This is a genomic window from Brevibacillus choshinensis (assembly GCF_016811915.1).
Classification (GTDB): domain Bacteria; phylum Bacillota; class Bacilli; order Brevibacillales; family Brevibacillaceae; genus Brevibacillus; species Brevibacillus choshinensis_A.
Genome location: NZ_CP069127.1, coordinates 4038703 through 4063194, shown reverse-complemented (window position 1 = coordinate 4063194; position 24492 = coordinate 4038703). Strand labels below are relative to the sequence as shown.

Below are 24492 nucleotides of genomic sequence, written 5' to 3'. Positions count from 1 at the left end.
GTTCCGGCACCCCTTCTGGCAATCTGGGCGGACGAGGAGGCGGAGGCGGTTCGTTTAATGGCGGAAGCAATCCGATCAATTTGTCTGGGGTCGGAACAGGCGAGGGCGAAGTAATCATTACCTTTGAGACAGAGCCTCCAGCCATTATCTGTCCGGCCAACATAACCGCAACAGCCGAACCTGGAAACAATGCAGCGAACGTTACCTACGCTGTCGCTGCGTCCAGTCCCGCCTGCGGCATCGTTTCGATATCCTGTGCTCCGTCTGGTGAAACGCATGTCTTTCCAGCTTTGCCGGTAGCCATAGCGATCGAGACAGGAACCTTTCCTGTAGGGACCACCGTCGTTACTTGCACGACAACCAATGTGGCTGGAAATACCGCTTCCTGCTCATTTACCGTGACGGTTACAAACACGGTGACTCCGACCGTATCACCTCCCATTCCGAACAATCTTCAAGCAGAGTGCATCCGCGTCCAAAAGGTGTACGACTGGGTAGTTGCTGTCAACAGAGAAAGGAATAAAGTTCCGATCCCCGACGATTGCCGGTCACTGGTAGACGCGGCAATACGTGCGGGTCAAAACATCACGATCCAATGCGTGGAACCAATCGTTCCTCCGACATTCCCACTGATCCCCAAACGACAGCCGACACACTTTCTGGACTTTTCTTGCAACGTTGTTGGCATCAGGCGCGAGAACATCATCGTAGGCGGAAACGTCGTCCGTGTCGGGATCGTCCGCTTCTTGTTCGACGCCATACTCTTGATCCGTGTATTCGCCAACGGTACGCTACTATGCGAGTTCCCCGCAACCATCCAATTCGATGACGAAATCTCGCTCTGTCTGCCGGAGCCGTTGGATGAAACCAACATCCTCTGCCGCATCACCGCCGTCGAATGCAACCCGTTCGACACGGTTCTTTTGGGTGGCATGGTGGAACTGGAAGTCATCATCTGCAAAGAGATCCAGGTGGAGGCGGAAATCAAAATGGAAGTGTTGGGGAAATTCTGTTCGCCGCGTCCGGCAAGCATTCCTGTGCCGTCCCCGACACCGTCATTTCGCTGCCCGTCATTTCGCTGCCCGTCGTTCGTCTTCCCGCCGCAGTGCCCGGCGATCAATTCTTCACTTTCGAGCCCGTGAGGTTGTCACAGTCTAGAACTTTGTTATCCAGTCTAATACATTATTATTTAGTCGATAACTTTATTATCTCAGGGCAACAGCACACTGGTGAAGATGTAGAGCAACTCCTTCTCTAGAAAGGGAGCGGGACCGCCATGAGCGGAAAATCGCCCCTTTTCTTGGAAGGGGATTTTTTATCTGAGCTCGCCTCCGCTCCGCCAATGTCTGTCTGGCCGTCGTGCTCCTGTGCAGCGAGAAGGAGCGCCTTTGTCAGAGTGGACATGGCTTGTTCACTCTCCTTGTTTGGTCGTGCGTCCGGTGGAAAATGCTTACTTATTAGATGGAGATCCGATTGGATCCAGCTTTTTCAATAGCTCTGATACTTGAGTGGCCAGGTCGGCATTTCCGTCTCGCAGCCGTTCAAAGTCGGGGATGGCCTCCAGTAGCAGCAAGCCGCTGGAATAATAGTAGCTGGAGAAAGGCAGCTGTGCGTAGCCCGGAGGTTCTTCCTCCTCCCAAATGAGTTCGTCCTCTTCCTCATCGATCGGCCACAGATAGTTTTCTTCCAGCAATAATTCGGGATGCGTCACGTGCGGGATGGACTCCAGCTCTCTTCCGGTGAGGGAGTCTGCGATTGCCTCGTATACCCGCAGTTCTGCCGGCGAGACATCTTCGAGTCGCTTCGCTTTCAACTCTCTTAGCAACAACGAGAGGACCCACGGGGTCACTTGCCAGAGCGTGCCTTGATGCTCCACCAAGTTTGCGATTTCGTCATAGTTTCCGTTTGCGATGAACTCCGGCAAGTCGCTGCCTCTGCCATACGGGGTGGTCAGCCTTTGCCAAGGGATATTTGTCAGGTTCCACTTTTCAAAAAGATAGACGTTCATTCCGGTTTCCTCCTCTCTATATCTTTCCTGATGCTTCCAATTTGTTTAATCCCTTTCATTGTATCGGATCGGCTACCTGGCAACAATCCGTATCACATGCAGTGCGGCGGGGCATCTGCAATGAGTGAGTTTACATATTGTGGGAAAATTGTGTTAAGATGAAACAAATGATTGATGGAGTGAACGTCATGGAATTTGAATTTCACCTGACACTCAATGATTTGCCGGTGGATCAAAAGGAAGCTTTCCTAGCGATTTGTCATGCTGAGCGAGTAAAACCGCTGATGATCGTTTTGGATCAAGGAACGTACATCCACCAACCGATGATTACAGGGGTTATAGAACATATCGATTTTCAAGAAGCGCATGAAGAAATGGAAAAGATTGCGGCGACGTTTCGGGGCAACGGATTCTCGATCGTCCGAAAAAAGGTAGAGATTTCTCCAAAGGAAGAATCGTATTTTCATCAGCCTCTAAGTAAGCACTCGAAACCGTATTTTGAGTGGCATGGGAAAGTGCAGGTCGATGATGTGGAACGGTTAAGACAATTATGCAACGCTCATGGCGGGCATATTTCAAGAAACTCTCTGAATGTGAACGGGAGAGTGAGATTTATAACGGTCCGAGAATATGAAAGTGCGGAGAAGTTTTACGGGCGGGTCGGGAAGATCCATGACGTTTTGCGCGAAAACGGAATCGAGCTGCAGAAGGAACAATACGAATTATGCATCTACGACAGCAGAGAAGAGCTGGATAGCGGATGGATTTCATAAAGATCCTGGCAAGGGAGGGGAGGACGAGAATGGAAAACCTAAAAGATTTGAGTTACGAGGTAAGAGAGCTCGTCGTGTTGGAGGCATTGTTACGAAGAATTTCGCTTGTGAATATGCCCTTTCTACTAAAAGGCAGTCTGCTCACGAGGCAATATTTGCAGGACCGCGATCTTAGGTATGTGGAGGATATCGATTTTTTGTTTGCGGGGAAGATCCGCGATGCGGAGCATGCGCGGCAGACGTTTACCGACTGGATGATCCAAGCCACCGAACTGGATCTGGATGACGGGATCGTTTTCCGTAGTTTTCGGGAAAATGCGTTTTGGCGATCGATCGACTACGCCATGGCGGAAGATTTTCCTACGGTCAATACGGACCTGGCTTACTATTTGAAAGGGGAGACGAGGAGAGACGATCAGTACCACGAGCTTTGTCTCGATGTTTCGTTCAACCTCGATATGGGCATGGAGCCGGTCGCTTTGGAGTATCAGCCCGTCTTTGGCGATCGGTTCGTCGTGCCGCACACTGTGCCGCTTTCGGTCCAGATCGCATGGAAGCTGCATCAAACCATTGTGAGGCCGCGGTTTAAAGATCTGTACGATTTGATGCATCTCTTGTCGCATCCAAGCTACGACAGCATGGCGCTTGCGCAAACGCCGCAGACCCTTGTCAACGAATGCGGGATCGACCCATCCATCACAAAGGCCGACATCAAAAAGATCCTGGTAGACGATTTATACCATTTGGCCTCTGCCGTTGCTCACGATTACGATCTGGAGAAATACGCAGGAGGCATGAACCGCGATGTTTATTTCATGCAGATTGCGACCGATTTGCGCAAAATCATGGACCGTGTCGGTTTGAATGGGCATGCCTTTGAATTTTTGCCAAGTCCGACGCATCCGTGATAGCGGTTTTTCGCATTGAAGGGCATCAAAAGCGGAGGTGGTCGGATGTAATGATCATTGGCTAAAATTCATTTATCCAATCGAATAGAACAGGAGAGATCGCGTTGCAGCTCTCAGATTCCACTTATTCCGCAATTAGGGCTCTATGTAAACAAGGCGATGCTTTAGTGAAGACAGGCGAACTTGATGCGGCCAAGCAAAATTATATTGCCGCCCTCCGTTTATTGCCTGAAAATCATCAAGAATGGGAGGCAGCTACCTGGATATATGTAGCTATTGGGGATGTCCACTATCTTATGAAGAATTACGATAAGGCCTTCAAGTGCTTTTTTAATGCCGTACAGTGTCCGAAGGGGTTGGGGAATCCGTATATTCATCTTCGGCTGGGGCAGTTATATTACGAACAGGAAAACTTTGAAAAGGCAGCTGACGAGTTAACTCGGGCTTACATGGGCGCCGGTATTGAGATTTTTATGGAAGACGCCCCAAAGTATCTTGAGTTTTTGGAGACAAACATAGAGATTTGAAAATTCAGGTTACGCAACATCTGATTTAGGGAAAAAGTTAGTTTAATCCCCTAAGCTACTTTAAACAATTGTAGCTCTGTACCCTGTATTCTTACCTTTTTCAACTGCTTCGATATAGCCATCGAAATAATAGGGTATATCATCTTCTTTACCATTCCGAATTCTGCCTCTAACTTTATCGAATGCAAATATAGAAATTGAATATTCAGGCTCTCCAGTAACTAACACAGGCTGGTCTCTTTCTTGTACCCAAAAGTACAGTCCACCATAATTCCTTCTTGCCACTTCAAAAATGTAACTTCCAGCCATAGAGGAAACAGAATCTAATGTATCATCATCTATTTGATACTGACATAACTCTTCTAACATTTCGTCCAGTTTTCGTAGACTTTGCACACTATAATCAAAATTTCCTTTATCAGAAAAATTATTCACGAAACTTTCTGCCGTAGTAATAATGACTTGTTCTATTTTACTTTGCATAATGCTTACCTCCTTGAATAGAGAACGTACAGTTAGAAATATTCACCCTTTAACTTTAATGATCCTGCCCGTTCGTATTATGTGGTCAGCCAGTTTTTACTGGATGACAACTTTTTTAAAGAAAGGCTATGTTAAATCCTGGTGTTGATTTTTACAATCAGAAAACCGCCTCGTTGAAGAGGCGGCTTATTGAGCTATCGTTTAGGCGATGCACCCGACTTCTTCGAAATACTTTCACACTGCTTTTAAACGTCACTTATTTTTTACCGAGTTGTTCCGCCAAACCGATTAGAAGTCCTTCAACTCCACGAATATAGCAGAGCCGATACGAGTCCTCGTACTGAACCACTTCGCCAACGAGCTGAGCACCATGCTTAGTGAGTCTGGATACCATTTCGTCAATGTCTTCAACGGCAAACATGACTCGTAGATAACCGAGGGCATTTACAGGAGCAGTTCGGTGATCTGATATAGTAGGTGGGGTGAGAAATCGCGAAAGTTCAAGTCGGCTGTGGCCATCTGGGGTAACCATCATAGCAATCTCTACACACTGTGAACCCAGCCCGGTGATGCGACCGGCCCATTCACCTTCGACAGTAGCTCGCCCTTCCAGCTTCAAGCCAATCTCCTCGAAGAAAGAGATTGCGTCATCAAGGGATTCTACTACGATGCCAACATTGTCCATTCGTAGTAATTTGTTTTTTTCCATCGTTTTATCTCCTCCTGTGCACAATTTTATCTTCATATTTATTCTATCAATAGTTACCAATTCCCCCCAAACGATTAACATCTTGTCACAGTTCATGATATCCCTTACATAGTGCGTGGTGAGGTGCCTAATCAATAGGCGCCTTTTTTCATGCGTGTGGATACCACTCGTGCGAGAAATAAATTTACCGACAAAAAAACCGAAATAGTGATTATTTTCAGAATTTGATATTGAGCTTTTCCGATTCCGCGCTTATAATGCAACTAGAGTTAGAACTTCATTCTCGCATACATCATAAAGTGTAAACTTCAAAACGCGGATTCACGGAATGTGCTTGAAAATCCATCAAATAATGGAGGCTGAGCAGTGATGAAGATCGTAATTGGGGAAGTCATGCACGAAACGAACACGTTCTCGAATGTCCCGACGACTCGAGAGCTTTTTGAGTTGTGGGAGTGGGCGCGAGGAGACGAGATTGTGTCGGCGCACGCCGGGGTCCGGGATTTCCTGGGAGGCATGGTCGACGGCGCGAGACAGCGCGGCATTGAAGTGGTGGGGGCGTTTGCAGCGAATGCGTATCCAGCAGGCACGATCACCAAGGAGACATTTGACTCGCTGCAGGACGAACTGCTCTCTGGAATTGCAAACGCAGGGAAGGTAGACGCGATCTGCTTGTCTCTTCACGGGGCAGGTGTCGCGGAGGGCGTTGACGATTTGGAAGGGGCCTTGCTGAAAGCAGTTCGCCAGCAGGTGGGCTACGATATCCCTCTGATTGTCACGCTGGACCTGCATGGAAATATCACGGACGAAATGATTCAGCAAGCAGATATTCTGCTCGGCGTGCATCTTTATCCCCACACAGACTGCTACGAACGCGGTCTGGAGGCGGTCCAGCTGGCAGAAAAGATGGTCAAGGGCGAGCTGGCACCGCGCATGCACCGCGTGAAGCTGCCTTTGATCGTTCCTACTTCTACGACGAATCTCTCACCAGCCAAAGATATCAACGAAGTTTGCTATAAATGGGAGCGGGAACCGGGAATGGTAGACTGCGCATTCTTCCACGGCTTCCCGTACACGGACATTCCCGAGCTGGGCGTGACGGTGGTGGCAGTGTCCAACGGCGATGAAGAGCTGGCAAAGCGGGCTGCAGAGGACGTCGCGAGCCTGATCTGGGAAAAGCGAATGGAGTTTGAACCGCAAGTCCTGTCACCAAGAGAAGGGCTGGAAATGGCCAAAGCAGCAACAAAGTTCCCAGTCGTCCTGAATGAAACGTCCGACAATCCCGGCGGAGGGACTCCGGGAGATGGCACCTACCTGCTGCGGGCGATGCTGGAAGCGGACTTGCAGGATGCCTGCTTTGGCTTCATCTACGATCCGGAGGTTGCCGCACTGGCTCATGAAAAAGGAGTGGGGGCGACGATTGAGGTGCAGCTAGGGGGCAAGACCGACAACCTGCACGGCGAGCCGATTACGCTTACGGCGTACGTCAAAGCACTGACAGATGGGAAGTTCATTACTTCGTCTCCGATGGGCAAAGGCTCTCCGGTGGATCTGGGAAAATCGGTGCGCCTCCAGGCAAATGGGGTCGATATTCTCGTCTGCTCGGTGAAGACGCAGGTGCTGGATGAGCAGGTTTTCCTCCTTCACGGCATCGATGTCACGCAATTCAAAATTGTCTCTTTGAAATCCAGCCAGCATTTCCGGGCGAGCTTTGAACCGCTCAGTGCACAGATCATTACCGTGGATTCTCCCGGACTCACGACTCTGCGGTTCCAATCCTTTGACTACAAACGCCTGAACAGACCCGTCCATCCTCTCGATCCCGTCCCGGCAGGTTCCTAGCACAGCAAAAGCATCGGCAAACAAACGGCATGACCGGCTTGACCTGATAAAGAGGGGGGATTTGATGGGGAGCGTGCACGAGCGCATTCGCAAATCATATGAGCAGTTGACGAACCAGCAAAAATTGGTAGCAAGGTACATTCTCGATGAACCGAATCAGGTGGCTCTCCATCCAGCGAAAGTGATTGGCGCCTACAGTGGGACAAGTGAAACGACCGTGATTCGCCTCTGCTACTCCCTGGGCTATTCCGGATTTACCGAGCTTCAGAACGAGCTTCGGCAAATGCTGTTGTTTCCGGTCATCCGTGAGAGTTTGGTACAGACCTATCATGACGCGACCTATGAGTACAACGATAGCGATGACGTGATTTCCTTTACCATGGAGCAGGACGTGTCTTTTATCCAAAAGACGTTGATCGGGCTTGACCGTCACCTGTTTGATCAGGCGGTCCAAAGCATCGTGAAGGCCAAAAAGATCATTGTGGTGGGCGGCCGCACGAGCTTTGCCCCTGCCTACTGGCTATCCTTTGCGCTCAATATCATCAAGGGGGATACGCATCTGTACCGGGGGCAGCTGGACGATGGCAATCAGTTGATTTCGGAAATAAACAGAGACTGGCTCCTCATCGCTCTCGTTTTTCCACGCTATTTGCAGGATACCTTGTCATTTGCCAATGCGGTCAAGGATCAGGGAGGCAAGATTCTGGTTGTCACGGATCATGAGCTTTGTCCGCTCGGGCCTTTGGCAGATGTGCTGCTCAAGGTAACCACGCCGCCGCCCGCTACGCTCCGCGGAATGTCATCGATCTTTACGCTGCTGAATGCGGTGGTGAGCGGGGTGTCCCAGGCGGATCGGGAGCGGGTGAAAAAACGCATCAAGCGGTACGACCAGACAAGCGAGCAATTTTATCCGTTCGTCCAGGAAAGTCAGTAAATCATCCGAGGGGGAAATGTTCATGAAGAAGAGACGTTATACGAGCTTGGCGACGATCGGGCTCAGTGTGACCTTGCTGCTGGCTGCATGTTCGTCGACCACAGGCACCAGCTCGACAGGCACAGGTACCGGCGCTGGCACCAACACGAACTCGAATACAGCTCCACAGACTGCGACAGCGGGTGGGACACTCGTCGTAGCTGCACCTGTCGAGCCGGATACACTGGACCCGCAAAAGACGACGTGGCTGGACAATGCCAACAGCCAGCCGTACGATTCGATCCTGACCCGCGATATGCAAGGAAAGCTGGTCCCGCATTTGGCGGAATCCTGGCAGGTCTCGGATGACGGAAAAGTCTGGACGCTGGTGCTGCGCAAAGACGTGAAGTTCCAATCCGGAGCCCCATTGACGGCGGAGTCGGTGAAAGCATCAATCGAGCGCTTTGCAGCCATTTCGCCAAACAAGGATCTCGCTGGCCCGATTGAAAAGATCGAGGCGGCAGATGCCAACACGGTGAAGGTGTATTTCAAAGAGCCGTTTGCCCCATTCGCCAACATGCTGGTGGGAACGTTCCTCTCTCCTTTCGATCCCCAGCGCCTAAAGGAAAAAGGCGAGCAATTCGGGGAAGCGCCCCTCGCGACAGGGCCTTTCATGCATCCAGAGGTCAAGCGCGGAGCATCCGTGACCTATGTCAAAAACCCGGATTACAAATGGGCAATGCCATACGCAGAGAACCAGGGAGCTCCTCATGTCGATAAGCTCGTCTTCCGCTTCCTGAAGGATGACGACACGCGCATCCTCGAGTTTAAAAAAGGGACCATCAACATCCTGCAAGAGGTGCCGAGCACATATGTGGAAGAGCTGAAGGCCATTCCCGGAACCAAAATCGAGACCAGCATGGAACAAGGCATGAAGTACTTGGGCTTTAACAACCAGAAAGAGATTTTCAAAGACGTCCGAATCAAGCAAGCCATCGCGATGGGAGTAGATCGCGAGCCGATCGTGCAGTTCGCGCTGTCTGGATTCGCCAAGCCGATCTTCGGCCCACTCCCTCCGACCATTCCCGGATACAGTGAAAAGATCGAAAACATGGCCAAGGACATGTACGGCCACAATGTGGACAAAGCAAAGCAGCTTTTGGCTGAAGCGGGCTACACCGACAGCAATGGCGATGGAATCGCGGATAAAGGCGGAAAACCACTCTCGTTTGAACTGCTCCTATCCGATGACCCAGCACTCCAGCGTGTCGCACAAATCCTGCAAAGCCAGCTGAAAGAGATTGGAGTCGACATCAAGATCGCCGTGACGGATGTAGCGACAGTCAAGGATCGCGCCATCAAAGGAAACCATGAGCTGTTCCTCCTTTACTTTGGCTTGAATGACCCGGATATTTTGTACCTGTTGATGCAGACCGACAACTCCAAGCGCGTGCACTATTCGAATCCGAAAGTCGATGAGCTGCTCGCCAAAGGACGCACGACAATGAACGAGGAAGAGCGCATGAAAGTGTACGAGGAAGCGCAGGAGATTCTCGTAAACGATGCGCCATGGGTGCCGCTCTACTCCAGCGAATCCGTAACGGCGACACGCAATGTCGAAGGTTACAAGCTCAACCCATTCACTGGCGACATTCCGTTTGCGGACATCCGCATTACCAAATAACGAAAGGGAGGTGGGGCGTTTGCAACGATACCTTTTCCGAAGATTGCTGTCGCTCTTGGGGACGCTACTCGGCGTCACCATCCTCATCTTTCTGCTGGTGCATTTGATTCCAGGGGACCCCGTGCAGTATCTGCTCGGGGATTACCCCACGGATGAGGCGATCGCTGCACTGAACGCACAGCTTGGACTCGACAAGCCGTTGATTATGCAATACTTCAGCTTTTTGGGAAGGCTCCTGCAGGGCGATCTGGGCACCTCCTACATAACGGGCTATACCGTCTGGCAGGAAATTGTGGACCGTTTCCCGATTACTTTCCAATTGGCCTTGTACAGTGTCGTTTTGGCCACGATCATCGGGGTGATCGTCGGCGTGATCTCAGCCGTAAAGCAAAATACCTGGGTGGATCGGGTCGTGGTTTTTTTCTCGCTGATCGGGATTTCTGCTCCCGGCTTTTGGATCGCCCTGTTTCTCATCTGGATTTTTGCCTACAGGCTGCCGATCTTCCCGATTTCCGGCTACGACGGCTTCTTCTCGCTCGTTTTGCCAGCGGTGACACTTGCTTTGGGAGAGGCTGGGATGATTGCCCGGATGACACGCTCCAGCATGCTGGATGTGATCAAGCAGGATTACATGCGGACAGCTCAGGCGAAAGGGGCACCCCGGCAGTGGGTGATTCTGAGGCATGGCCTGCAAAACGCCATCATCCCCGTCATCACGCTGATCGGTCTGGAGTTTGGCGCGCTTTTGGCTGGCGCCGTCGTGACTGAAACGATCTTTTCCCTGCAAGGCCTCGGCAGCCTGGCGATCGAAGCGATCGGCAAACGGGATCTGCCTACGATCCAGGGACTTGTTTTCTTTATCGCTTTTCTGTTTGCCATCACCAACCTGATCGTCGACCTGCTGTACAGCTGGTTTGATCCACGGATTAAATACGAGTAGGAAGGAGTGAGGAACGTGAGTGGAAACTTGAGCCAACTAGAAGTAGGGCATGAGACGCACCCTCCCGTGCGAGCAGTGGAACCTCAGATTGCTCCATCGCCGTCCTACTGGTCACAGGTGATCAAACGGCTGCTTCGAAACAAGACCGCGATGGCAGGCGCCGTGATTCTCTTGATATTTACCGTCGGCTGCGTCTTGGCACCATGGATCGCGCCGTATCCGATCGATCAGATGAACTTCAAGGACCGGATGATGGGACCTGGGGCCAAGCACCTGCTGGGGACGGATGATTTTGGCCGCGATATTTTTTCCCGCCTGCTGCATGGAGGCAGGATCTCGCTACTGACAGGCTTGATCACGGTCACGATCGCATCTGCGATTGGGGTGACTTTGGGAATCATCGCGGGATACTACCGTCGACTCGAAATCTACATCATGCAGGTGATGGACATCCTGCTCGCGCTGCCTGCGCTTTTGCTCGCCATCGCGATCATCGCGGTACTGGGGCCGGGGCTGACGAATGCCATGATTGCGATCGTCATCGCGGTGATTCCTTCCTATGTCCGGATCGTACGTGCTTCTGTTCTCTCGATTCGGGAAAAGGAGTACATCGAAGCGGTGCGGGCGCTGGGAATCAGCGATGCGGTGATTTTGGCGAAGCACATTTTGCCTAATATTTTGTCTCCCATCATCGTCCTGATGACGGTGCAGTTCGGCAGCAGCATTCTCGCGGCGGCGGCACTCAGCTTCCTCGGCTTGGGAGCGCAGCCTCCAGTTCCGGAGTGGGGTGCGATGGTGTACGTGGGCAAAGCCTTTCTGGGGCAGGCGTGGTGGATGTCCATATTCCCCGGGATGGCGATCATGCTGGTGGTACTCGGCTTCAATCTTTTGGGCGACGGGTTGCGCGATGCGCTTGATCCAAAATAAATCGGGTTTCATTGCGAAAGGGGCATGCACATGAGTTTGCAGAAAAAGCTGGAGGCAGTGCTGTCGGAAACGAATGCGACGTTCGGGGTGGCAGTCAAGCACCTGGAGACACAGGAGGAAGCGCTCATCAACGGGGATCACTATTTCCAGATGGCGAGCACGTTCAAGGTACCGATCCTTGCGACCTTGTTCCGGGATGTCCATGAAGGAAGGCTGAGCCTTGCGGAGCGCATCCGCCTGACCGAGGATGACTTGGTACCCGGATCGGGCGTGCTGCAGGAGTTTTTGCCGGGAGCAGAGGTAGCGGTAAAAGATTTGGCGATGCTGATGATCATCGTCAGCGACAATCTCGGGACGGATAAAGTGCTGGAGCTCGTAGGAACCGAACGGGTAGATGCCTTTATGAAAGAGCTGGGGCTAGACCGTATCTCCATCAAAAGCAGCTGCTGGGAGCTGCTCAGTGTCGGCGGGGGATTGGCCGGCGAGAAAAAAGGGCTGGAGGGCTTTCACAAGCTGAAGCAAAAATTCCAGACCACGGGAATTGATGCGGACAGTGTCATCTTTCAGCCGATTCCGGAAAACAACGTGTCCAGCCCGTCAGACATGGGCAAGCTGCTGGAGCTGATCGCCACAGGGCAATTGGTGTCCCAGGAAGTCTGCGACGGGATCCTCGATATCATGAAGCGGCAGCAGCTGCGCAATCGCATTCCGTATTTGCTGCCGGATAAGACGATCATCGCCTGCAAGTCGGGAACCATCGGGAGTGTCGTCAACGATGTGGGCATCGTTTATCTTCCGGAGGGAAAAGGCGCCTTTACCATCGCCGTCTTCTCAACCGGAAACGCATCGACGAAAGAGGGCGAGCGCATGATTGCCAGTTTGACGCAGACCGCGTATGAGCATTTTATCGGAAACGAGTAACGGATCATCGCAGGATAGGGGGCTACACGATGAAGCAAAACGAGACCGTGCTTAGTATCGAACGGCTCTCTCTGAAGCTGAAGACAGAGAGGGGGACGTTTACGGCGGTGAATCAAGTCAGCTTTCAGATCGGGGCAGGGGAAACGGTAGCGCTTGTCGGAGAATCAGGGTGCGGCAAAAGCGTTACCTCCCTGTCGATCATGGGGCTCATCTCCAAAAAGTCGGGATCGCTCGATGGCAGTATCCGATTCAAGGAAAAGGTCCTCAATGATTTGCCCGAACGTGAAATGCGCGAGATTCGCGGTCGTGATATCTCGATGATTTTCCAGGAGCCGATGACATCGCTGAACCCCGTCCATACGATCGGCAAGCAGATTGACGAGGTCTTCCGATTGCACACAGGCCTCACCAAGCAAGAACGGCGTGCCAAGACCATCGAGATGCTGCGAAAGGTCGGAATTCCTCGTCCCGAGAGCATCGCAGGCGAATATCCCCATCAGCTCTCGGGCGGGATGAAGCAGCGGGTCATGATTGCCATGGCGATGGCTTGCGAGCCGGACCTCCTCATCGCCGACGAACCGACGACCGCGCTGGATGTAACCATTCAGGCACAAATTCTCGATTTGATGAACGATTTGAAACAAAACGCCAAGACGGCCATTCTGCTGATCACACACGATTTGGGCGTGGTGGCAGAAATGGCGGACCGAGTCATGGTCATGTACTACGGGGAGATTGTGGAGGAAGCGGATGTGCGGACGATCTTCTCGAATCCCAAGCACCCGTACACCGTCGGGCTGCTGCAGTCCATTCCCAGCCTGGAGACCGAGAGTAACCGATTGACGCCGATCGACGGAAATGTGCCGATTTTGGGTGAGGTAACGGAAGGGTGCCCGTTCAGCTCCCGTTGCACGCATGCGGTAGAGAGATGCAGGAGGGAAAAGCCGCCAGTCATCTCGACGGGGACTCACTCCGTCAAATGCTGGGTCTATCAGGATAAGGAGTTGGCGATATGAGCGAGAATCTGCTGGTAGTGGAGAATCTCAAAACCTACTTTCCGATGAAAAAGGGGCTCTTCGGGCAGACATCCGGTCATGTCAAGGCAGTGGATGGGGTCTCCTTTCGGGTGAAGAAGGGAGAGACGCTGGGGATCGTGGGAGAAAGCGGCTGCGGGAAATCGACGACAGGCCGCAGCATCCTGCAGCTGATCAAGCCTACGGATGGCTCCGTCCGATTTGATGGAGAGGATCTCGTCTCCATGCCGGAAGCCAAGCTGCGGAGCAAGCGCAGTCAGATGCAGATCATCTTCCAGGACCCGTATTCATCGCTCAACCCCCGCCTGACTGTCTCTACCATTTTGGCCGAAGCCTTGTCTGTCGGAGCCTCCCAAGCTGATCCTCGCCCGATGCGGGAACGCGTCCTTGAGCTGCTGCGTCTGGTCGGACTGAATCCGCAGCATGCTGACCGTTATCCGCATGAATTCAGCGGCGGGCAGCGCCAGCGCATCGGGATCGCCCGTGCCATCGCGGTCAAGCCCAAGCTGATCGTAGCCGATGAGCCGGTGTCCGCACTGGATGTCTCGATTCAGGCCCAAATCTTGAATCTGCTCGATGAACTGCAGGATGATTTGGGATTGACCTACTTGTTTATCTCCCATGATTTAGGAGTGATCCGCCATATCAGCGATCGCATCGCGGTCATGTATTTGGGGCGGATTGTAGAGATCGCGGATAAAAAGAGCCTCTTTGAAAGGCCGCTGCACCCTTACACGCAGGCGTTGATTTCAGCCGTGCCAGTACCCAACCCTGATAAAAAGAAGGAGCGGATCGTGCTGGGCGGCGATGTGCCGAGTCCAGCGAATCCCCCGGTTGGCTGCGCTTTTCACCCTCGCTGCAGCCATGCGATGGAGATCTGCAAGACGGTGCGGCCCACTGAGCTTGCCATGGATCAAGATCATGTCGTAGCCTGCCATTTATACGGGCAAGGCGAGAGGAGCCACGTTCAATGAAAATCGAAAAAGTCGAGATCAAGCGATTGCACCTGCCGCTGAAGGAAGCGTTTGAGGCAAGCATTGGACAGCAGACAAAGCGAGACTTTCTGCTGGTCAGCGTGCACAGCGAAGGAGCAGTGGGATACGGGGAAAGCGTAGCCATGCCTACTCCTTTCTATAATGAAGAAACGACAGAAACGGTTCTGTACATGCTGGAAACCTTTCTGATCCCCAAACTGCTGAGCGGCACCATCGAGTCCCCTGAGGACGTGGCCCGCCTTTTTTCCCCCATTCGCCGAAATCAAATGGCGAAATCCGCATTGGAGAGCGCAGTGTGGGATTTGCATGCCAAGCAGAAAGGAATCTCACTGGCGAGGGCATTGGGCGGGACACGCCAAGAGATCGAGGTGGGCGTAAGCGTCGGGATCGAGAAGTCTGTGGATGCAGTTGTTGCCAAGGTAGAAGGCTTCGTGGCGGATGGCTACAAGAAAATCAAGGTGAAGATCAAGCCAGGCTTTGACATTGCCCTGATTGAAGGCTTACGCAAGCGCTTCGGCGATTCGTTGCCTTTGATGGCTGATGCCAATTCCGCTTATTCCCTCGATCAGCTCGATTTGATCAAGGAGCTGGACGACTACAATCTGATCATGATCGAGCAGCCGCTGGCGCACGATGATATCGTCGATCACGCCCGCCTGCAGCACCAGATGAAAACCCCGATTTGCCTCGATGAGAGCATCCATACCTTTGAAGATGCTAGGCGCGCCATTGAGCTGGGCAGCTGCAAGATCATCAACATCAAAGTGGGGCGAGTGGGCGGCCTTACGGAAGCGAAGAAAATCCACGATCTCTGTCTCGCTCATGATGTGCCGGTCTGGTGCGGAGGGATGTTTGAGAGCGGGGTTGGCCGCGCGCACAACATCGCGATCACGTCGCTGCCCAACTTCACCATCCCGGGAGATACCGCGACATCCAGCCGTTACTGGGAGCGAGACATCGTCACGCCAGCAGTGGAGTTCGCCAAGCCCGGCATTCTCGCAGTCCCGGATGGCCCCGGCATTGGGTACGAGATCAACTGGGACGTGGTGAAAGCCCTGCAGGTGATGGAGAAAAGCTATTCACAGACGAATGTGACGATATGATCTCGAGGTGAACTCTGCCATGCAGCGTGAATTGGAGTATCGCATCATGATGACGGCTCCCCAGATGGTGGAAATGGAAGACTTGCAGCGAAGGATCTGGGGGGCGAGCAGCATTTCCCCCGTTCCTCAGCTGATGGCGGCGATCCACAACGGCGGTGTCGTGATTGCAGCCTACCACGAGGAGAAGCCTGTTGGTTTTTGCTATGGGTTTGCCGGTTTCAAAGAGGGGAAGGCGCATTTGTGTTCCCACATGCTCGGAATCCTTCCTGAATACCGCGATTGGGGAATCGGGAAGCAGCTGAAGCTCTGCCAGCGTGAGTGGGCGATGGAAAACGGCTATGAAAAGATGACCTGGACGTACGATCCGCTCGAAGCACGCAACGCCTACCTGAATTTGTGCAAGCTGGGCGGGACGGTGAGGACCTACATGGAATCTTACTACGGCGACATGGGGGACGGCATCAACAAGGGGATGCCGACCGACCGTTTTTTGCTGGAGTGGGAGCTGGGCTCGGAGCGGGTGAAGAGCACCATCCAGGGGACGTCGCTGGAACAGAGCAAATGGCGAGGCTATCCGGTGGTGCTGGACTGGGAGGAGAATGAGCGGCAGCAGCCGCGTCCCGTCATTCGCCAAGGCGTGGGAGCGCATGACGGAATCCTGCTCAGTGTCCCTGCGGCCATTCAAAAAATGAAGCAAGAGCATCTCGACACGGCGATGGAGTGGAGGCTTGCTTTGCGCAGCCTTTGCAAGGAAGCATTTTCAAAAGGCTATGCAGTCATGGGCTTGGTAAAAAATGATGATCCGGTGCATGCCTATGTGCTGGAGCGAAGCGTGAAGGGGGAAGCGTGAGATGGAACAATTGAAGGCGTATGCACAAAAATTGATGGAGACTGCCAAGCTGCCGGGAGCATTTATCGGGATTGCCAAAGAGGGAGAGCTCATCTATGCAGAGGGGATCGGCTATCGCGATGCGGAAAAGCAGGCAGAAGTGACGCCGGATACCGTATTCGGCATCGGCTCGATTACCAAATCGTTTACTTGCGTAGCCATCATGCAGCTGCAGGAAATGGCCAAACTGTCCGTTCACGATCCGGTTGTTGCCTATTTGCCCGAGTTTCGGACGAAAGACGAAGAGCGGACGAAGAAAATCACCATTGCACACTTCATGTCTCACACATCCGGACTGCCATCGCTCTCTTCCCTGTATTATGCGATGCGTCGCAGCATGGAGATCGACCCCGCCTTGCAAGGGGCTGAAAGCAAAATCGATCTGGCTGCGCATGAGCCGATTGATACTTACGAGCAGCTGATGGCCTTTATTGCAGACCTCGATGTGGAGCTGTTGGGTGAACCTGGCACGGAGTTTAGCTACAGCAATGACGGCTATGCTCTCTTGGGAGCGATTATTGAGCGAGTCAGCGGCCAGACGTACGAAAGCTTCGTCAGGGAGCACTTGCTCGATCCGGCTGGCATGAAGCACACCGTATTTTTGACGGAAGACTTGGGCGATTACTCCGATGTAACGACTCTCTATACGAACAAAAAGACCGAAGAAGGCAAAGAGGTCATCGCCGCCCCGCTCTGGTGGGACGCTCCATCCATGCGTGCGGCCGGCTTTTTGAAATCGACAGGGCGCGATATGCTCGCGTATGCCGAAATCTTCCGGACAGGTGGAAAAGTCGGTGACAAGCGCATCCTTTCCGAGGAGAGCGTCCGGCAGATGATCGGCAACTATGCAGGACTGGAGCCATCCCGCCACTATGGCTACGGGTTTATGGTGACGCCAGAGTTTCGCGGCGGGACCTTGATCGAGCACGGCGGAGCGCTAAAAGGCATTGCTGCCCAGCTATGCATCCTGCCCGAGGAGAACCTCACCTGCATCGTCCTGACCAATCTGGACGGAGCCCCTTCCGCTGAGCTGCTTGCGGCCACGATCAATACAGCCCAAGCCCTGCCAGTCGAAGAACCGATCGCTAGCTACCCAGATTATGCCGTGACACCAGACATGCTGAAAGCCTTTATCGGCGAATATCGTTCCGGAGAGGGCGAGCAGGTAAACGTCGCTTATAACGAAGACGGACTCATCCTTACCGTGCTGGGAACGGATTTCCTGCTTCGTCCGGTAGGGGAAGACAGCTTTGTTTTTCAAATGCCCACGGGACTGACCAAATGGATCCGCTTTGTTCGTGACGAGACAGGCACCGTCATCCGCGTGGCGTTTCACTTCCGCCAATTGATCAAGGAACAGGCGAAGGAGGCGTGCCATGAAACGGCATGAATGGGAAGGCGTCTATGAGACGTATGTCCAAAATCTCCTCGATGAGTTCCAGGTGCCGGGAGCCATTGTCGCGGTGGCGAAGGATGGCGAACTCTTTTACGAGAGAACGTTTGGCTATCGGGATCGGGAAGACGGCACCCCGATTAACCTCGATACCGTGTTTGGCATCGGGTCAATAACGAAGTCCTTCACATGCCTTGCCATCATGCAGCTGCAGGAGGAAGGAAAGCTGTCGGTGAACGATCCGGTGGTGAAGTACTTGCCCGAGTTTCGAACGCCGGATGAGGCACATACAAAGGCGATCACGATTCATCACTTCATGACGCATACGCTTGGCTTGCCGCCACTTCCTTCGCTGATTCCTGCCATGCAGCGCAGCCTCGAGGCTGACCCGACCGCGGAAGAGCTGCTGAAGCAATTTGCCGAATACGGAAACGAGCCGATCGATACGTTTGAACAGCTGATGGCTTATATCGGCGAGCTGAAGTTTGAGCTGCTCGGGCCTCCCGGAACGCAGTTCAGCTATTCCAACGACGCTTTTGGGCTGCTCGGGACCATTGTGGAGCGCGTCAGCGGCCAATCATACGAGTCGTACATCCAGGAACAGATCTTGCAGCCGCTAGGGATGGATCGGTCCGTGTTCCATGTGGAGGAATTGGGCGAGAACGACAATGTCGCCATGCTGTATACCCCCAAGGTGAAAGAGGGCGTTCGTCAGGTGCTTCGCGCTCCTGTCTGGTGGGATTCGCCCTCGATGCGCGCTGCGGGCTTCCTCAAAGCCTCTTCTCGTGACATGCTTCGCTACGCCGAGCTGTACCGTACAGGGGGAAGCTCTCATGGCGCTACCATCATCTCCAAAGAAAGCGTGGCCCAAATGGTAGAGCCGCATGCCAGGATCGATTCGGTACGCAGCTACGGATACGGATTGGGAATCGTACCTTTTTCCGAGGGACATACTCTGATCCAGCATACCGGAGGCATAAAAGGAGTCACAGCGCAGATGTTCATCGTTCCAGAAGCGGGCTTGACCGGAATCCTGCTGACCAATGTGGATGATGCACCGATCACGGATCTGACGCTGGGGCTCTTGAACAGCCTGTTTGGCCGCCCCTTGGATACCCAATACGCTGCCTTTGCGGAATACGAGGTGCCGCTCGCCGGATTGGAGCAGTACCAAGGAACATACCAGTCAGGGGAAGGGGACCAAGTGAGTATCCGATTGGATGAGGCAGAAGGGAAGCTGGTTCTCGTCATGGGTGAGACTGAGCTTTCGCTTCGCCCGATCGGCGAGGATGCGTTTCTGTTCACACGTCGCAACATCGATACTCCGGTCCACTTTGTCCGCGATCCGGAGGGAGTCATCAAGCGATTCGCTTTGTTCTCTCGCCAGCTGCCAAAAGTGGAAGCGGGAGCATAATCTCGATTCGGGAGGCATGTAGGGATGAAAGTGTTTATTTCATTGGATATGGAAGGGATTTCCGGAATCACGGAGTGGGAGGATACGATCCCGGGGCGGCGCCATTACGAGGCAGGAAGACGGCTGCTGACGCAGGATGTTAACGCCGCGATCGAAGGTGCTTTGGAAGCGGGGGCGACCCAGATCATCGTCAACGAGTCGCATGGCCCGATGAACAATCTGATTTTGGAGGAGCTGCACCCGCAGGCAGATGTAATTCGCGGATTTTTCAAGCCGCTGTGCATGATGCAGGGGATCGACAGCAGCTGCGATGCCGCTTTTTTCATCGGCTATCACGGAAAAGCGGGAACGGGTGATGCGGTGCTCAATCACACGCTGTCCGGCCTTGCCATTCATCGGCTTGTCTTGAATGGCAAAGAGGTAGGCGAGGCAGGATTGAATGCCGCGATCGCGGGAGATTTTGGCGTGCCGGTCGTGCTGGTGACAGGTGACTCGCAAACGGCGCAGGAGGTGGAGGAGGATATCCCGGGAGTTTTCACGGCTGTCGTCAAAACAGGCATCACGGGGCTCTCTTCCCAGGCCATGCACCCGGTGCGTGCCCGCGAGCTGATCCGCAGCAAAGCAAAAGAGGCGCTGCTCCAACGCAGCACGGTGCAGCCGCTCCCGCAGCAGGCAGAGAATACGATCCAGGTGGAGTTTACCAAGTCTCAGTTTGCCACAGCGGTGAGCTGGATGCCGGGGGTAGAGCTGATTGAAGGGCGCACGGTTCGCTTCCAGTCTTCGGATGTGGTAAGCATGATGCCTGTTCTGCAAACGATGCTGCTGATTACGGGGCAAGTGAATCGGATGATTACGGGGTAGTTCTAAATTTGAAAACATAAAAAATAGGGATTCGCAGCAGACTATGGTATACTGGGTCTACCATTTACTGTTCCTGAATAAAACCCTACTCATTTGCGAGTAGGGTTTTTCTTTTTTTCTCTAGGCATAAAAAAAAAGACTCCTGAAAGAGAGTCTTTTTCTTTGTTCGTTACTTAAACTTTTTGAACGTTAGTAGCTTGTGGGCCGCGTTGGCCTTTTTCAACGTCAAAAGTTACTTTTTGACCTTCGTCAAGAGATTTGAAACCTTCGCCTTGAATAGCGGAGAAGTGAACGAATACGTCTTCTGCGCCTTCACGCTCGATAAATCCAAATCCTTTTTCTGCGTTAAACCATTTTACTGTACCTTGTTCCATTGTTGTTGCCTCCTAGTGTTCTACACACATTTATTACTATCCTTGCTCTCAGGAATATCTAGACGAAAAATGGTTACCCATGTGATCCTCTCATGCGAACAAAAATAATTCTTCCTTAGCATAACAGGTATATACAAAAATAGCAAATGATTCGCGTAATTTGTGATTGTGAAGATGCAACCTAACACGGCAACAAATGATCAATCCTTAGCGTCCTGACTCTGATTCACAGTTTTTCTTCTACCTCCGATAAACGCGAAAGATAATAAACTCCCGCCAACTAAGATGATGGTTAAAACGATAAGAGACCCATGCATTCCGGTGATAAAAGATTCGCTGCCAGTCAGGACTGAGCTGATGATGGCAACGCCAATCGTCGCGCCAAGCTGTCGACTCGAGTTTAAAGCGCCTGCTGCCGCACCGGTATGATCCTTGGGGGCAGAGGAGATCACGGCTGCCATCAATGCGGGAATGGTGAAAGAGACACCGAAACCGATGAATAACAAGCCGAAAAACATGATGGCGTAGCTCGTGCTCTGATCCGCCCATACCAGCAGGAGTGTCCCCATTGCCCCAAGGCAAAAGCCAAACGTCATCGGTATCTTTGCCCCGATTTGGCCCACGATCCGACCCGTAAAAATCGGATTAAACGCTAACGGTATCGTCAACGGAAGAAGCGATAGTCCAGCTATGTGGGCGGATGAGCCAATGGCTTGCTGAAAGAACAACGGCATGACGAACAAAATCCCCGACAGCCCGATGTTGATTGCCATCCCAGCAAGAATTCCAGCTACTAAAGTCGGGCTCCTCAGCAACGCTAATGGGAGAAGCGGCGCCTTTCCTATCGCCTCGACCCTAAAGAAGAGGATGGCGCTGAGCACCGCCAAACTGCATGCAGAGATAATGATCGGTGAACCCCATCCGTACACTTGCCCTTCCATTAGGGCGAAGGATAGTGCGCCAATGGCTGCAATAGCCGTGAACTGGCCTGATGCGTCAAAGCCTTTCTTCGGATTGTGGGGAGTTTCACGAATCATAAGGGAAGTCAGGAGCAGACTGAGGAGGGCGAGCGGCAGATTCACCAGGAAAATGCTGCGCCAGCCGAGAGTATCCACCAAGATGCCGCCAACTACTGGTCCTGCGGCCATTGCTCCTCCAGTAACCGCAGCCCATATTCCGAGGGCTCGGGCACGTTCGCCTGCTTCTGGGAAAGCATGAGCAAGCAGCGACAGCGATGCGGGCATCAGGCATGCTCCTCCAAGGCCGAGAATGGCGCGAATGGCAATCAGTGCACCAAGCGAAGGACAGACTGCGGAAGCAGCGGAGGCGATCAGGAACAACGTTAACCCGCCCAAATAGAGTCGTTTTGCTCCGAACTTGTCAGCCAATCCGCCCATCGATAGCAGGAAACCGGAGAAAACAATGGTATAAGCGTTTACTACCCATTGAAGGCCTTCGATCCCCCCTCCCAAGTCAGTACGGATCGCTGGCAGGGCGATGCTCACGACCGTCGTGTCCAAGAGCACCATGAAGTATCCGAGTGAAAGTCCCAGAAGCAGCAGGGCTTTTGCCAGCTTGCTGCTACTGTTGCTGGAGCGTATTTGTTCTGCCTTTTCCAAGAAAGTCTAGTCCCCTTTCATCTAATCATTTGGTTGGATTCGTCATTTCCTTTGAAAGTGTATAATGGAGCGAGAACGAGAGTAAGATGAGCGTTTATCATAGGAGTTTTTCTCCCATGAATGGAGGCAGAAAAGGGGAGGAGGTGTGAAAAGTGCAACAATCGGACCATTCACGTCTTCATGAGTTAGCTCAATTTTTACGCACACGGCGCGCGAGGATTTCGCCTGATCAGGTTGGGCTGCCAGGCGAAGGTCGGCGGCGGACGCCCGGTCTTCGACGCAGTGAAGTGGCGGCGCTCGCAGGTATCAGCATCGACTGGTATACCTGGCTAGAACAAGCTCGGAATATTCAGGTATCCGCACAAGTGTTGGAGAACATTGCGCTGGCGCTTCAACTGGATGCCATCGAGCGGAAGCATTTATTTTTGCTGGCCATCCAGCAGCTGCCAGCGGATCAGATCCCAGCCGAAACGACGATTAGTCCGTCGTTGCAACGCTTCCTCGATCTTCAGTTGACGAGCCCTGCCTATGTTGCCGATCAGCGTTTGAATATTGTCGCTTGGAACAAGGCGGCGAATATGATTTATGGGAATTATGAGCAAATGTCGACAAGAGAACGCAACAGCATCTGGCGCACGTTCACATCGCCCTATGTTCGAGAGCTGCTTCAGGAAAACTGGGAAAACCATGCTCGTCACCGGTTGGCACACTTTCGCAGCAGCTACGCTGCCTATACGGATGACCCTTGGTGGCATGAGCTCATCGGAGACTTGAACGAGGTCAGCCCAGAATTTAGGGAGTGGTGGCCGCAGCATGATGTGCTCAATGGCCCTGAGGGTAGGAAAGTCAATCATCATCCGACAGCTGGACTGCTCGTATTCGATCAAGTTTCATTTCGGGTGACGGATTCTCCCCACCTTACAGTCACCATCAATCTACCTTCCTCCGATGACGATACCCTCTCGAAGATGAACAGACTTCTATCAAAATAAAAAAGAATCAGCCTGACCTTATGGGGGCTGATTCTTTATTTCTGTACTGTTCTAGTTGACGGAACGATTCGATCGAATAAAGGATAAATGCCAGCGCAGAAAAAACATTCCGAAAAAATAGACGGGTAATTGAGAGGGGTCGCAGGATGGGCATTTGTTCCCAGAATATACAGGAAAAACGCTCCATCTACTTGATGTGCTAAAATAGGATAGGGAGAAAACAAAACAGGAGGAAAAAATGAATGAATGAATTCGAAGAAAAAAAGAAAACAAGTCATAAAAAATTGACCATAAGAAATATTGTCAAAAGGGGTATCTTTATTACGATTGGTGCCATCATTATGGCGTACGGGTTGGAAGCGGTGCTCATCCCGAACAATATCATTGACGGTGGAGTGACGGGTCTGTCCATGATATTAAGCCATGTGACGTCTATCAATCTGAGCTTGTTCTTAGTCATTTTAAACTTGCCGTTCTTCTTTCTAGGATACAAGCAAATAGGGAAAACCTTTGCGATCAGTATGCTTTATGGAATCGTAGCTCTTTCTGTGTCTACTTCCTTCATGCATCATGTTGAACCGATCGTGAACAATGAGCTGCTTGCCGTTGTTTTCGGCGGCTTGATACTGGGAGCAGGCGTAGGCTTGACCATCAGAAACGGTGGTGTCTTGGATGGAACGGAAACATTAGCGATCTTAGTGGAGAAGAGGCTGCCGTTTTCTGTCGGTGAAATCATCATGTTTGTGAATGTGATTATTTTCGCCATTGCAGCTTTCGTGTTCTCTTTGGAAAATGCATTGTTTTCAATGATCACTTATTATGTAGCCTTTAAAACGATTGATATCGTCGTTAAAGGGATGGATGACATGAAATCCGTGTATATCATCAGTGATAATACCACGGAGATTGCGGATGCGATTACCGAGCGGTTGGGTCGCGGGGTAACCTATTTGCACGGTGAAGGTTCTTATAGTGGGGAAGATAAGCGCGTGATCTTGTGTGTCTTTACCAGGTTAGAGGAAACGAAGCTGAAGGATATTATTAGAGAATTAGACCCGCAAGCATTTACCATTGCCACAGATGTATCCGCCGTGCATGGCGGTCGATTTAAGAAAAAAGACATTCATTAACAGCACAGCTCCATCCCTTTCAGACTGGTGTTCTTCCCGAACGCCAGTTTTTT

The 24492-nt window shown here is 52.3% G+C and carries 25 protein-coding genes; 19 read left to right on the top strand and 6 right to left on the bottom strand.

All coding sequences use genetic code 11. The annotated features are described in order from the left end of the window. Positions 1-80: 80 nt before the first annotated feature. Positions 81-1142, top strand: coding sequence for a BMQ_0737 family morphogenetic spore coat protein (locus tag JNE38_RS20445; protein WP_203352999.1), 1062 nt, complete (start codon positions 81-83; stop codon positions 1140-1142). Between the two features lie 112 nt (positions 1143-1254). Here the strand turns inward: JNE38_RS20445 and JNE38_RS20440 are convergent, their stop codons facing one another. Further along, positions 1255-1404 carry a hypothetical protein gene (locus JNE38_RS20440; RefSeq protein WP_203352998.1) on the bottom strand — a complete coding sequence of 50 codons (150 nt, stop codon included), beginning with the start codon at positions 1402-1404 and terminating at the stop codon, positions 1255-1257. 46 nt (positions 1405-1450) lie between these two features. Further along, positions 1451-2008 carry a hypothetical protein gene (locus JNE38_RS20435; protein ID WP_203352997.1) on the bottom strand — a complete coding sequence of 186 codons (558 nt, stop codon included), beginning with the start codon at positions 2006-2008 and terminating at the stop codon, positions 1451-1453. A 158-nt stretch (positions 2009-2166) separates the two neighbouring features. Between JNE38_RS20435 and JNE38_RS20430 the strand changes: the two genes are divergently transcribed. The 3 genes from JNE38_RS20430 (at position 2167) to JNE38_RS20420 (ending at position 4216) form a co-directional block, all read left to right on the top strand. Next, positions 2167-2781 (top strand): hypothetical protein, encoded by a 615-nt coding sequence (locus tag JNE38_RS20430; RefSeq protein ID WP_238933394.1) that lies wholly within the window; start codon positions 2167-2169, stop codon positions 2779-2781. A 29-nt stretch (positions 2782-2810) separates the two neighbouring features. Beyond that, a complete protein-coding gene (locus JNE38_RS20425) occupies positions 2811-3689 on the top strand; it encodes a nucleotidyl transferase AbiEii/AbiGii toxin family protein (protein WP_203352996.1) in 879 nt (292 codons plus the stop codon). Positions 3690-3793: 104 nt separating this feature from the next. Then, complete coding sequence (locus tag JNE38_RS20420) at positions 3794-4216, top strand: tetratricopeptide repeat protein (RefSeq protein ID WP_203352995.1); 423 nt, start codon at positions 3794-3796, stop codon at positions 4214-4216. Between the two features lie 60 nt (positions 4217-4276). Here JNE38_RS20420 and JNE38_RS20415 read toward each other — a convergent pair whose 3' ends face one another. Both JNE38_RS20415 and JNE38_RS20410 read right to left on the bottom strand, forming a co-directional pair. Further along, a complete protein-coding gene (locus JNE38_RS20415) occupies positions 4277-4699 on the bottom strand; it encodes a hypothetical protein (protein ID WP_203352994.1) in 423 nt (140 codons plus the stop codon). Positions 4700-4955: 256 nt separating this feature from the next. Further along, on the bottom strand, positions 4956-5408 hold the full coding sequence (locus JNE38_RS20410) for a VOC family protein (protein ID WP_203352993.1): 453 nt from the start codon (positions 5406-5408) through the stop codon (positions 4956-4958). A 369-nt stretch (positions 5409-5777) separates the two neighbouring features. On the opposite strand from JNE38_RS20410, the gene JNE38_RS20405 reads away from it, so the two are divergent. From JNE38_RS20405 to JNE38_RS20345, 13 genes are all read left to right on the top strand, one after another. Further along, positions 5778-7250: a M81 family metallopeptidase gene (locus tag JNE38_RS20405; RefSeq protein ID WP_203357665.1), complete on the top strand. Its 1473-nt coding sequence runs from the start codon at positions 5778-5780 to the stop codon at positions 7248-7250. A gap of 64 nt (positions 7251-7314) precedes the next feature. Continuing rightward, positions 7315-8184, top strand: coding sequence for a MurR/RpiR family transcriptional regulator (locus tag JNE38_RS20400; RefSeq protein WP_203352992.1), 870 nt, complete (start codon positions 7315-7317; stop codon positions 8182-8184). 22 nt (positions 8185-8206) lie between these two features. Continuing rightward, on the top strand, positions 8207-9847 hold the full coding sequence (locus JNE38_RS20395; RefSeq protein WP_203352991.1) for an ABC transporter substrate-binding protein: 1641 nt from the start codon (positions 8207-8209) through the stop codon (positions 9845-9847). Positions 9848-9866: 19 nt separating this feature from the next. Further along, positions 9867-10787, top strand: coding sequence for an ABC transporter permease (locus tag JNE38_RS20390; protein ID WP_203352990.1), 921 nt, complete (start codon positions 9867-9869; stop codon positions 10785-10787). Positions 10788-10853: 66 nt separating this feature from the next. Beyond that, the gene (locus tag JNE38_RS20385; protein WP_428993734.1) at positions 10854-11714 is read left to right on the top strand and encodes an ABC transporter permease; all 861 of its coding nucleotides are present in this window, start codon (positions 10854-10856) and stop codon (positions 11712-11714) included. 30 nt (positions 11715-11744) lie between these two features. Continuing rightward, positions 11745-12635 (top strand): serine hydrolase, encoded by an 891-nt coding sequence (locus JNE38_RS20380; protein ID WP_203352988.1) that lies wholly within the window; start codon positions 11745-11747, stop codon positions 12633-12635. A 29-nt stretch (positions 12636-12664) separates the two neighbouring features. Then, positions 12665-13651: an ABC transporter ATP-binding protein gene (locus JNE38_RS20375; protein WP_203352987.1), complete on the top strand. Its 987-nt coding sequence runs from the start codon at positions 12665-12667 to the stop codon at positions 13649-13651. Beyond that, on the top strand, positions 13648-14643 hold the full coding sequence (locus JNE38_RS20370; RefSeq protein WP_203352986.1) for an ABC transporter ATP-binding protein: 996 nt from the start codon (positions 13648-13650) through the stop codon (positions 14641-14643). Before JNE38_RS20375 ends, JNE38_RS20370 begins: the two co-directional genes overlap by 4 nt. Beyond that, positions 14640-15767 (top strand): o-succinylbenzoate synthase, encoded by a 1128-nt coding sequence (menC, locus tag JNE38_RS20365; RefSeq protein WP_203352985.1) that lies wholly within the window; start codon positions 14640-14642, stop codon positions 15765-15767. Before JNE38_RS20370 ends, menC begins: the two co-directional genes overlap by 4 nt. A gap of 19 nt (positions 15768-15786) precedes the next feature. Continuing rightward, positions 15787-16617 (top strand): GNAT family N-acetyltransferase, encoded by an 831-nt coding sequence (locus tag JNE38_RS20360; protein ID WP_203352984.1) that lies wholly within the window; start codon positions 15787-15789, stop codon positions 16615-16617. 1 nt (position 16618) lies between these two features. Then, complete coding sequence (locus tag JNE38_RS20355; RefSeq protein WP_203352983.1) at positions 16619-18046, top strand: serine hydrolase domain-containing protein; 1428 nt, start codon at positions 16619-16621, stop codon at positions 18044-18046. Next, positions 18033-19463 (top strand): serine hydrolase domain-containing protein, encoded by a 1431-nt coding sequence (locus JNE38_RS20350; RefSeq protein ID WP_203352982.1) that lies wholly within the window; start codon positions 18033-18035, stop codon positions 19461-19463. The genes JNE38_RS20355 and JNE38_RS20350 overlap by 14 nt, the downstream gene beginning before the upstream one ends. A gap of 24 nt (positions 19464-19487) precedes the next feature. Continuing rightward, the gene (locus JNE38_RS20345; RefSeq protein ID WP_203352981.1) at positions 19488-20324 is read left to right on the top strand and encodes a M55 family metallopeptidase; all 837 of its coding nucleotides are present in this window, start codon (positions 19488-19490) and stop codon (positions 20322-20324) included. A 173-nt stretch (positions 20325-20497) separates the two neighbouring features. Here the strand turns inward: JNE38_RS20345 and JNE38_RS20340 are convergent, their stop codons facing one another. Both JNE38_RS20340 and JNE38_RS20335 read right to left on the bottom strand, forming a co-directional pair. After that, the gene (locus JNE38_RS20340) at positions 20498-20698 is read right to left on the bottom strand and encodes a cold-shock protein (RefSeq protein WP_055746500.1); all 201 of its coding nucleotides are present in this window, start codon (positions 20696-20698) and stop codon (positions 20498-20500) included. Positions 20699-20898: 200 nt separating this feature from the next. Further along, positions 20899-22317: an MFS transporter gene (locus JNE38_RS20335; protein WP_238933393.1), complete on the bottom strand. Its 1419-nt coding sequence runs from the start codon at positions 22315-22317 to the stop codon at positions 20899-20901. Between the two features lie 152 nt (positions 22318-22469). On the opposite strand from JNE38_RS20335, the gene JNE38_RS20330 reads away from it, so the two are divergent. Together JNE38_RS20330 and JNE38_RS20325 are read left to right on the top strand one after the other, a co-directional pair. Then, a complete protein-coding gene (locus JNE38_RS20330; RefSeq protein WP_203352980.1) occupies positions 22470-23309 on the top strand; it encodes a helix-turn-helix transcriptional regulator in 840 nt (279 codons plus the stop codon). Between the two features lie 242 nt (positions 23310-23551). After that, positions 23552-24439 (top strand): YitT family protein, encoded by an 888-nt coding sequence (locus tag JNE38_RS20325; protein ID WP_203352979.1) that lies wholly within the window; start codon positions 23552-23554, stop codon positions 24437-24439. The last annotated feature ends 53 nt before the right edge of the window (positions 24440-24492 follow it).

Coding starts and splice junctions, on each gene's coding strand:
- JNE38_RS20440 (WP_203352998.1), bottom strand. CDS start 1,404: ATGTCCACTCTGACAAAGGCGCTCCTTCTCGCTGCACAGGAGCACGAC.
- JNE38_RS20435 (WP_203352997.1), bottom strand. CDS start 2,008: ATGAACGTCTATCTTTTTGAAAAGTGGAACCTGACAAATATCCCTTGG.
- JNE38_RS20430 (WP_238933394.1), top strand. CDS start 2,167: ATGAAACAAATGATTGATGGAGTGAACGTCATGGAATTTGAATTTCAC.
- JNE38_RS20425 (WP_203352996.1), top strand. CDS start 2,811: ATGGAAAACCTAAAAGATTTGAGTTACGAGGTAAGAGAGCTCGTCGTG.
- JNE38_RS20415 (WP_203352994.1), bottom strand. CDS start 4,699: ATGCAAAGTAAAATAGAACAAGTCATTATTACTACGGCAGAAAGTTTC.
- JNE38_RS20410 (WP_203352993.1), bottom strand. CDS start 5,408: ATGGAAAAAAACAAATTACTACGAATGGACAATGTTGGCATCGTAGTA.
- JNE38_RS20405 (WP_203357665.1), top strand. CDS start 5,778: ATGAAGATCGTAATTGGGGAAGTCATGCACGAAACGAACACGTTCTCG.
- JNE38_RS20400 (WP_203352992.1), top strand. CDS start 7,315: ATGGGGAGCGTGCACGAGCGCATTCGCAAATCATATGAGCAGTTGACG.
- JNE38_RS20395 (WP_203352991.1), top strand. CDS start 8,207: ATGAAGAAGAGACGTTATACGAGCTTGGCGACGATCGGGCTCAGTGTG.
- JNE38_RS20380 (WP_203352988.1), top strand. CDS start 11,745: ATGAGTTTGCAGAAAAAGCTGGAGGCAGTGCTGTCGGAAACGAATGCG.
- JNE38_RS20375 (WP_203352987.1), top strand. CDS start 12,665: ATGAAGCAAAACGAGACCGTGCTTAGTATCGAACGGCTCTCTCTGAAG.
- JNE38_RS20370 (WP_203352986.1), top strand. CDS start 13,648: ATGAGCGAGAATCTGCTGGTAGTGGAGAATCTCAAAACCTACTTTCCG.
- menC (WP_203352985.1), top strand. CDS start 14,640: ATGAAAATCGAAAAAGTCGAGATCAAGCGATTGCACCTGCCGCTGAAG.
- JNE38_RS20360 (WP_203352984.1), top strand. CDS start 15,787: ATGCAGCGTGAATTGGAGTATCGCATCATGATGACGGCTCCCCAGATG.
- JNE38_RS20355 (WP_203352983.1), top strand. CDS start 16,619: ATGGAACAATTGAAGGCGTATGCACAAAAATTGATGGAGACTGCCAAG.
- JNE38_RS20350 (WP_203352982.1), top strand. CDS start 18,033: ATGAAACGGCATGAATGGGAAGGCGTCTATGAGACGTATGTCCAAAAT.
- JNE38_RS20345 (WP_203352981.1), top strand. CDS start 19,488: ATGAAAGTGTTTATTTCATTGGATATGGAAGGGATTTCCGGAATCACG.
- JNE38_RS20340 (WP_055746500.1), bottom strand. CDS start 20,698: ATGGAACAAGGTACAGTAAAATGGTTTAACGCAGAAAAAGGATTTGGA.
- JNE38_RS20325 (WP_203352979.1), top strand. CDS start 23,552: ATGAATGAATTCGAAGAAAAAAAGAAAACAAGTCATAAAAAATTGACC.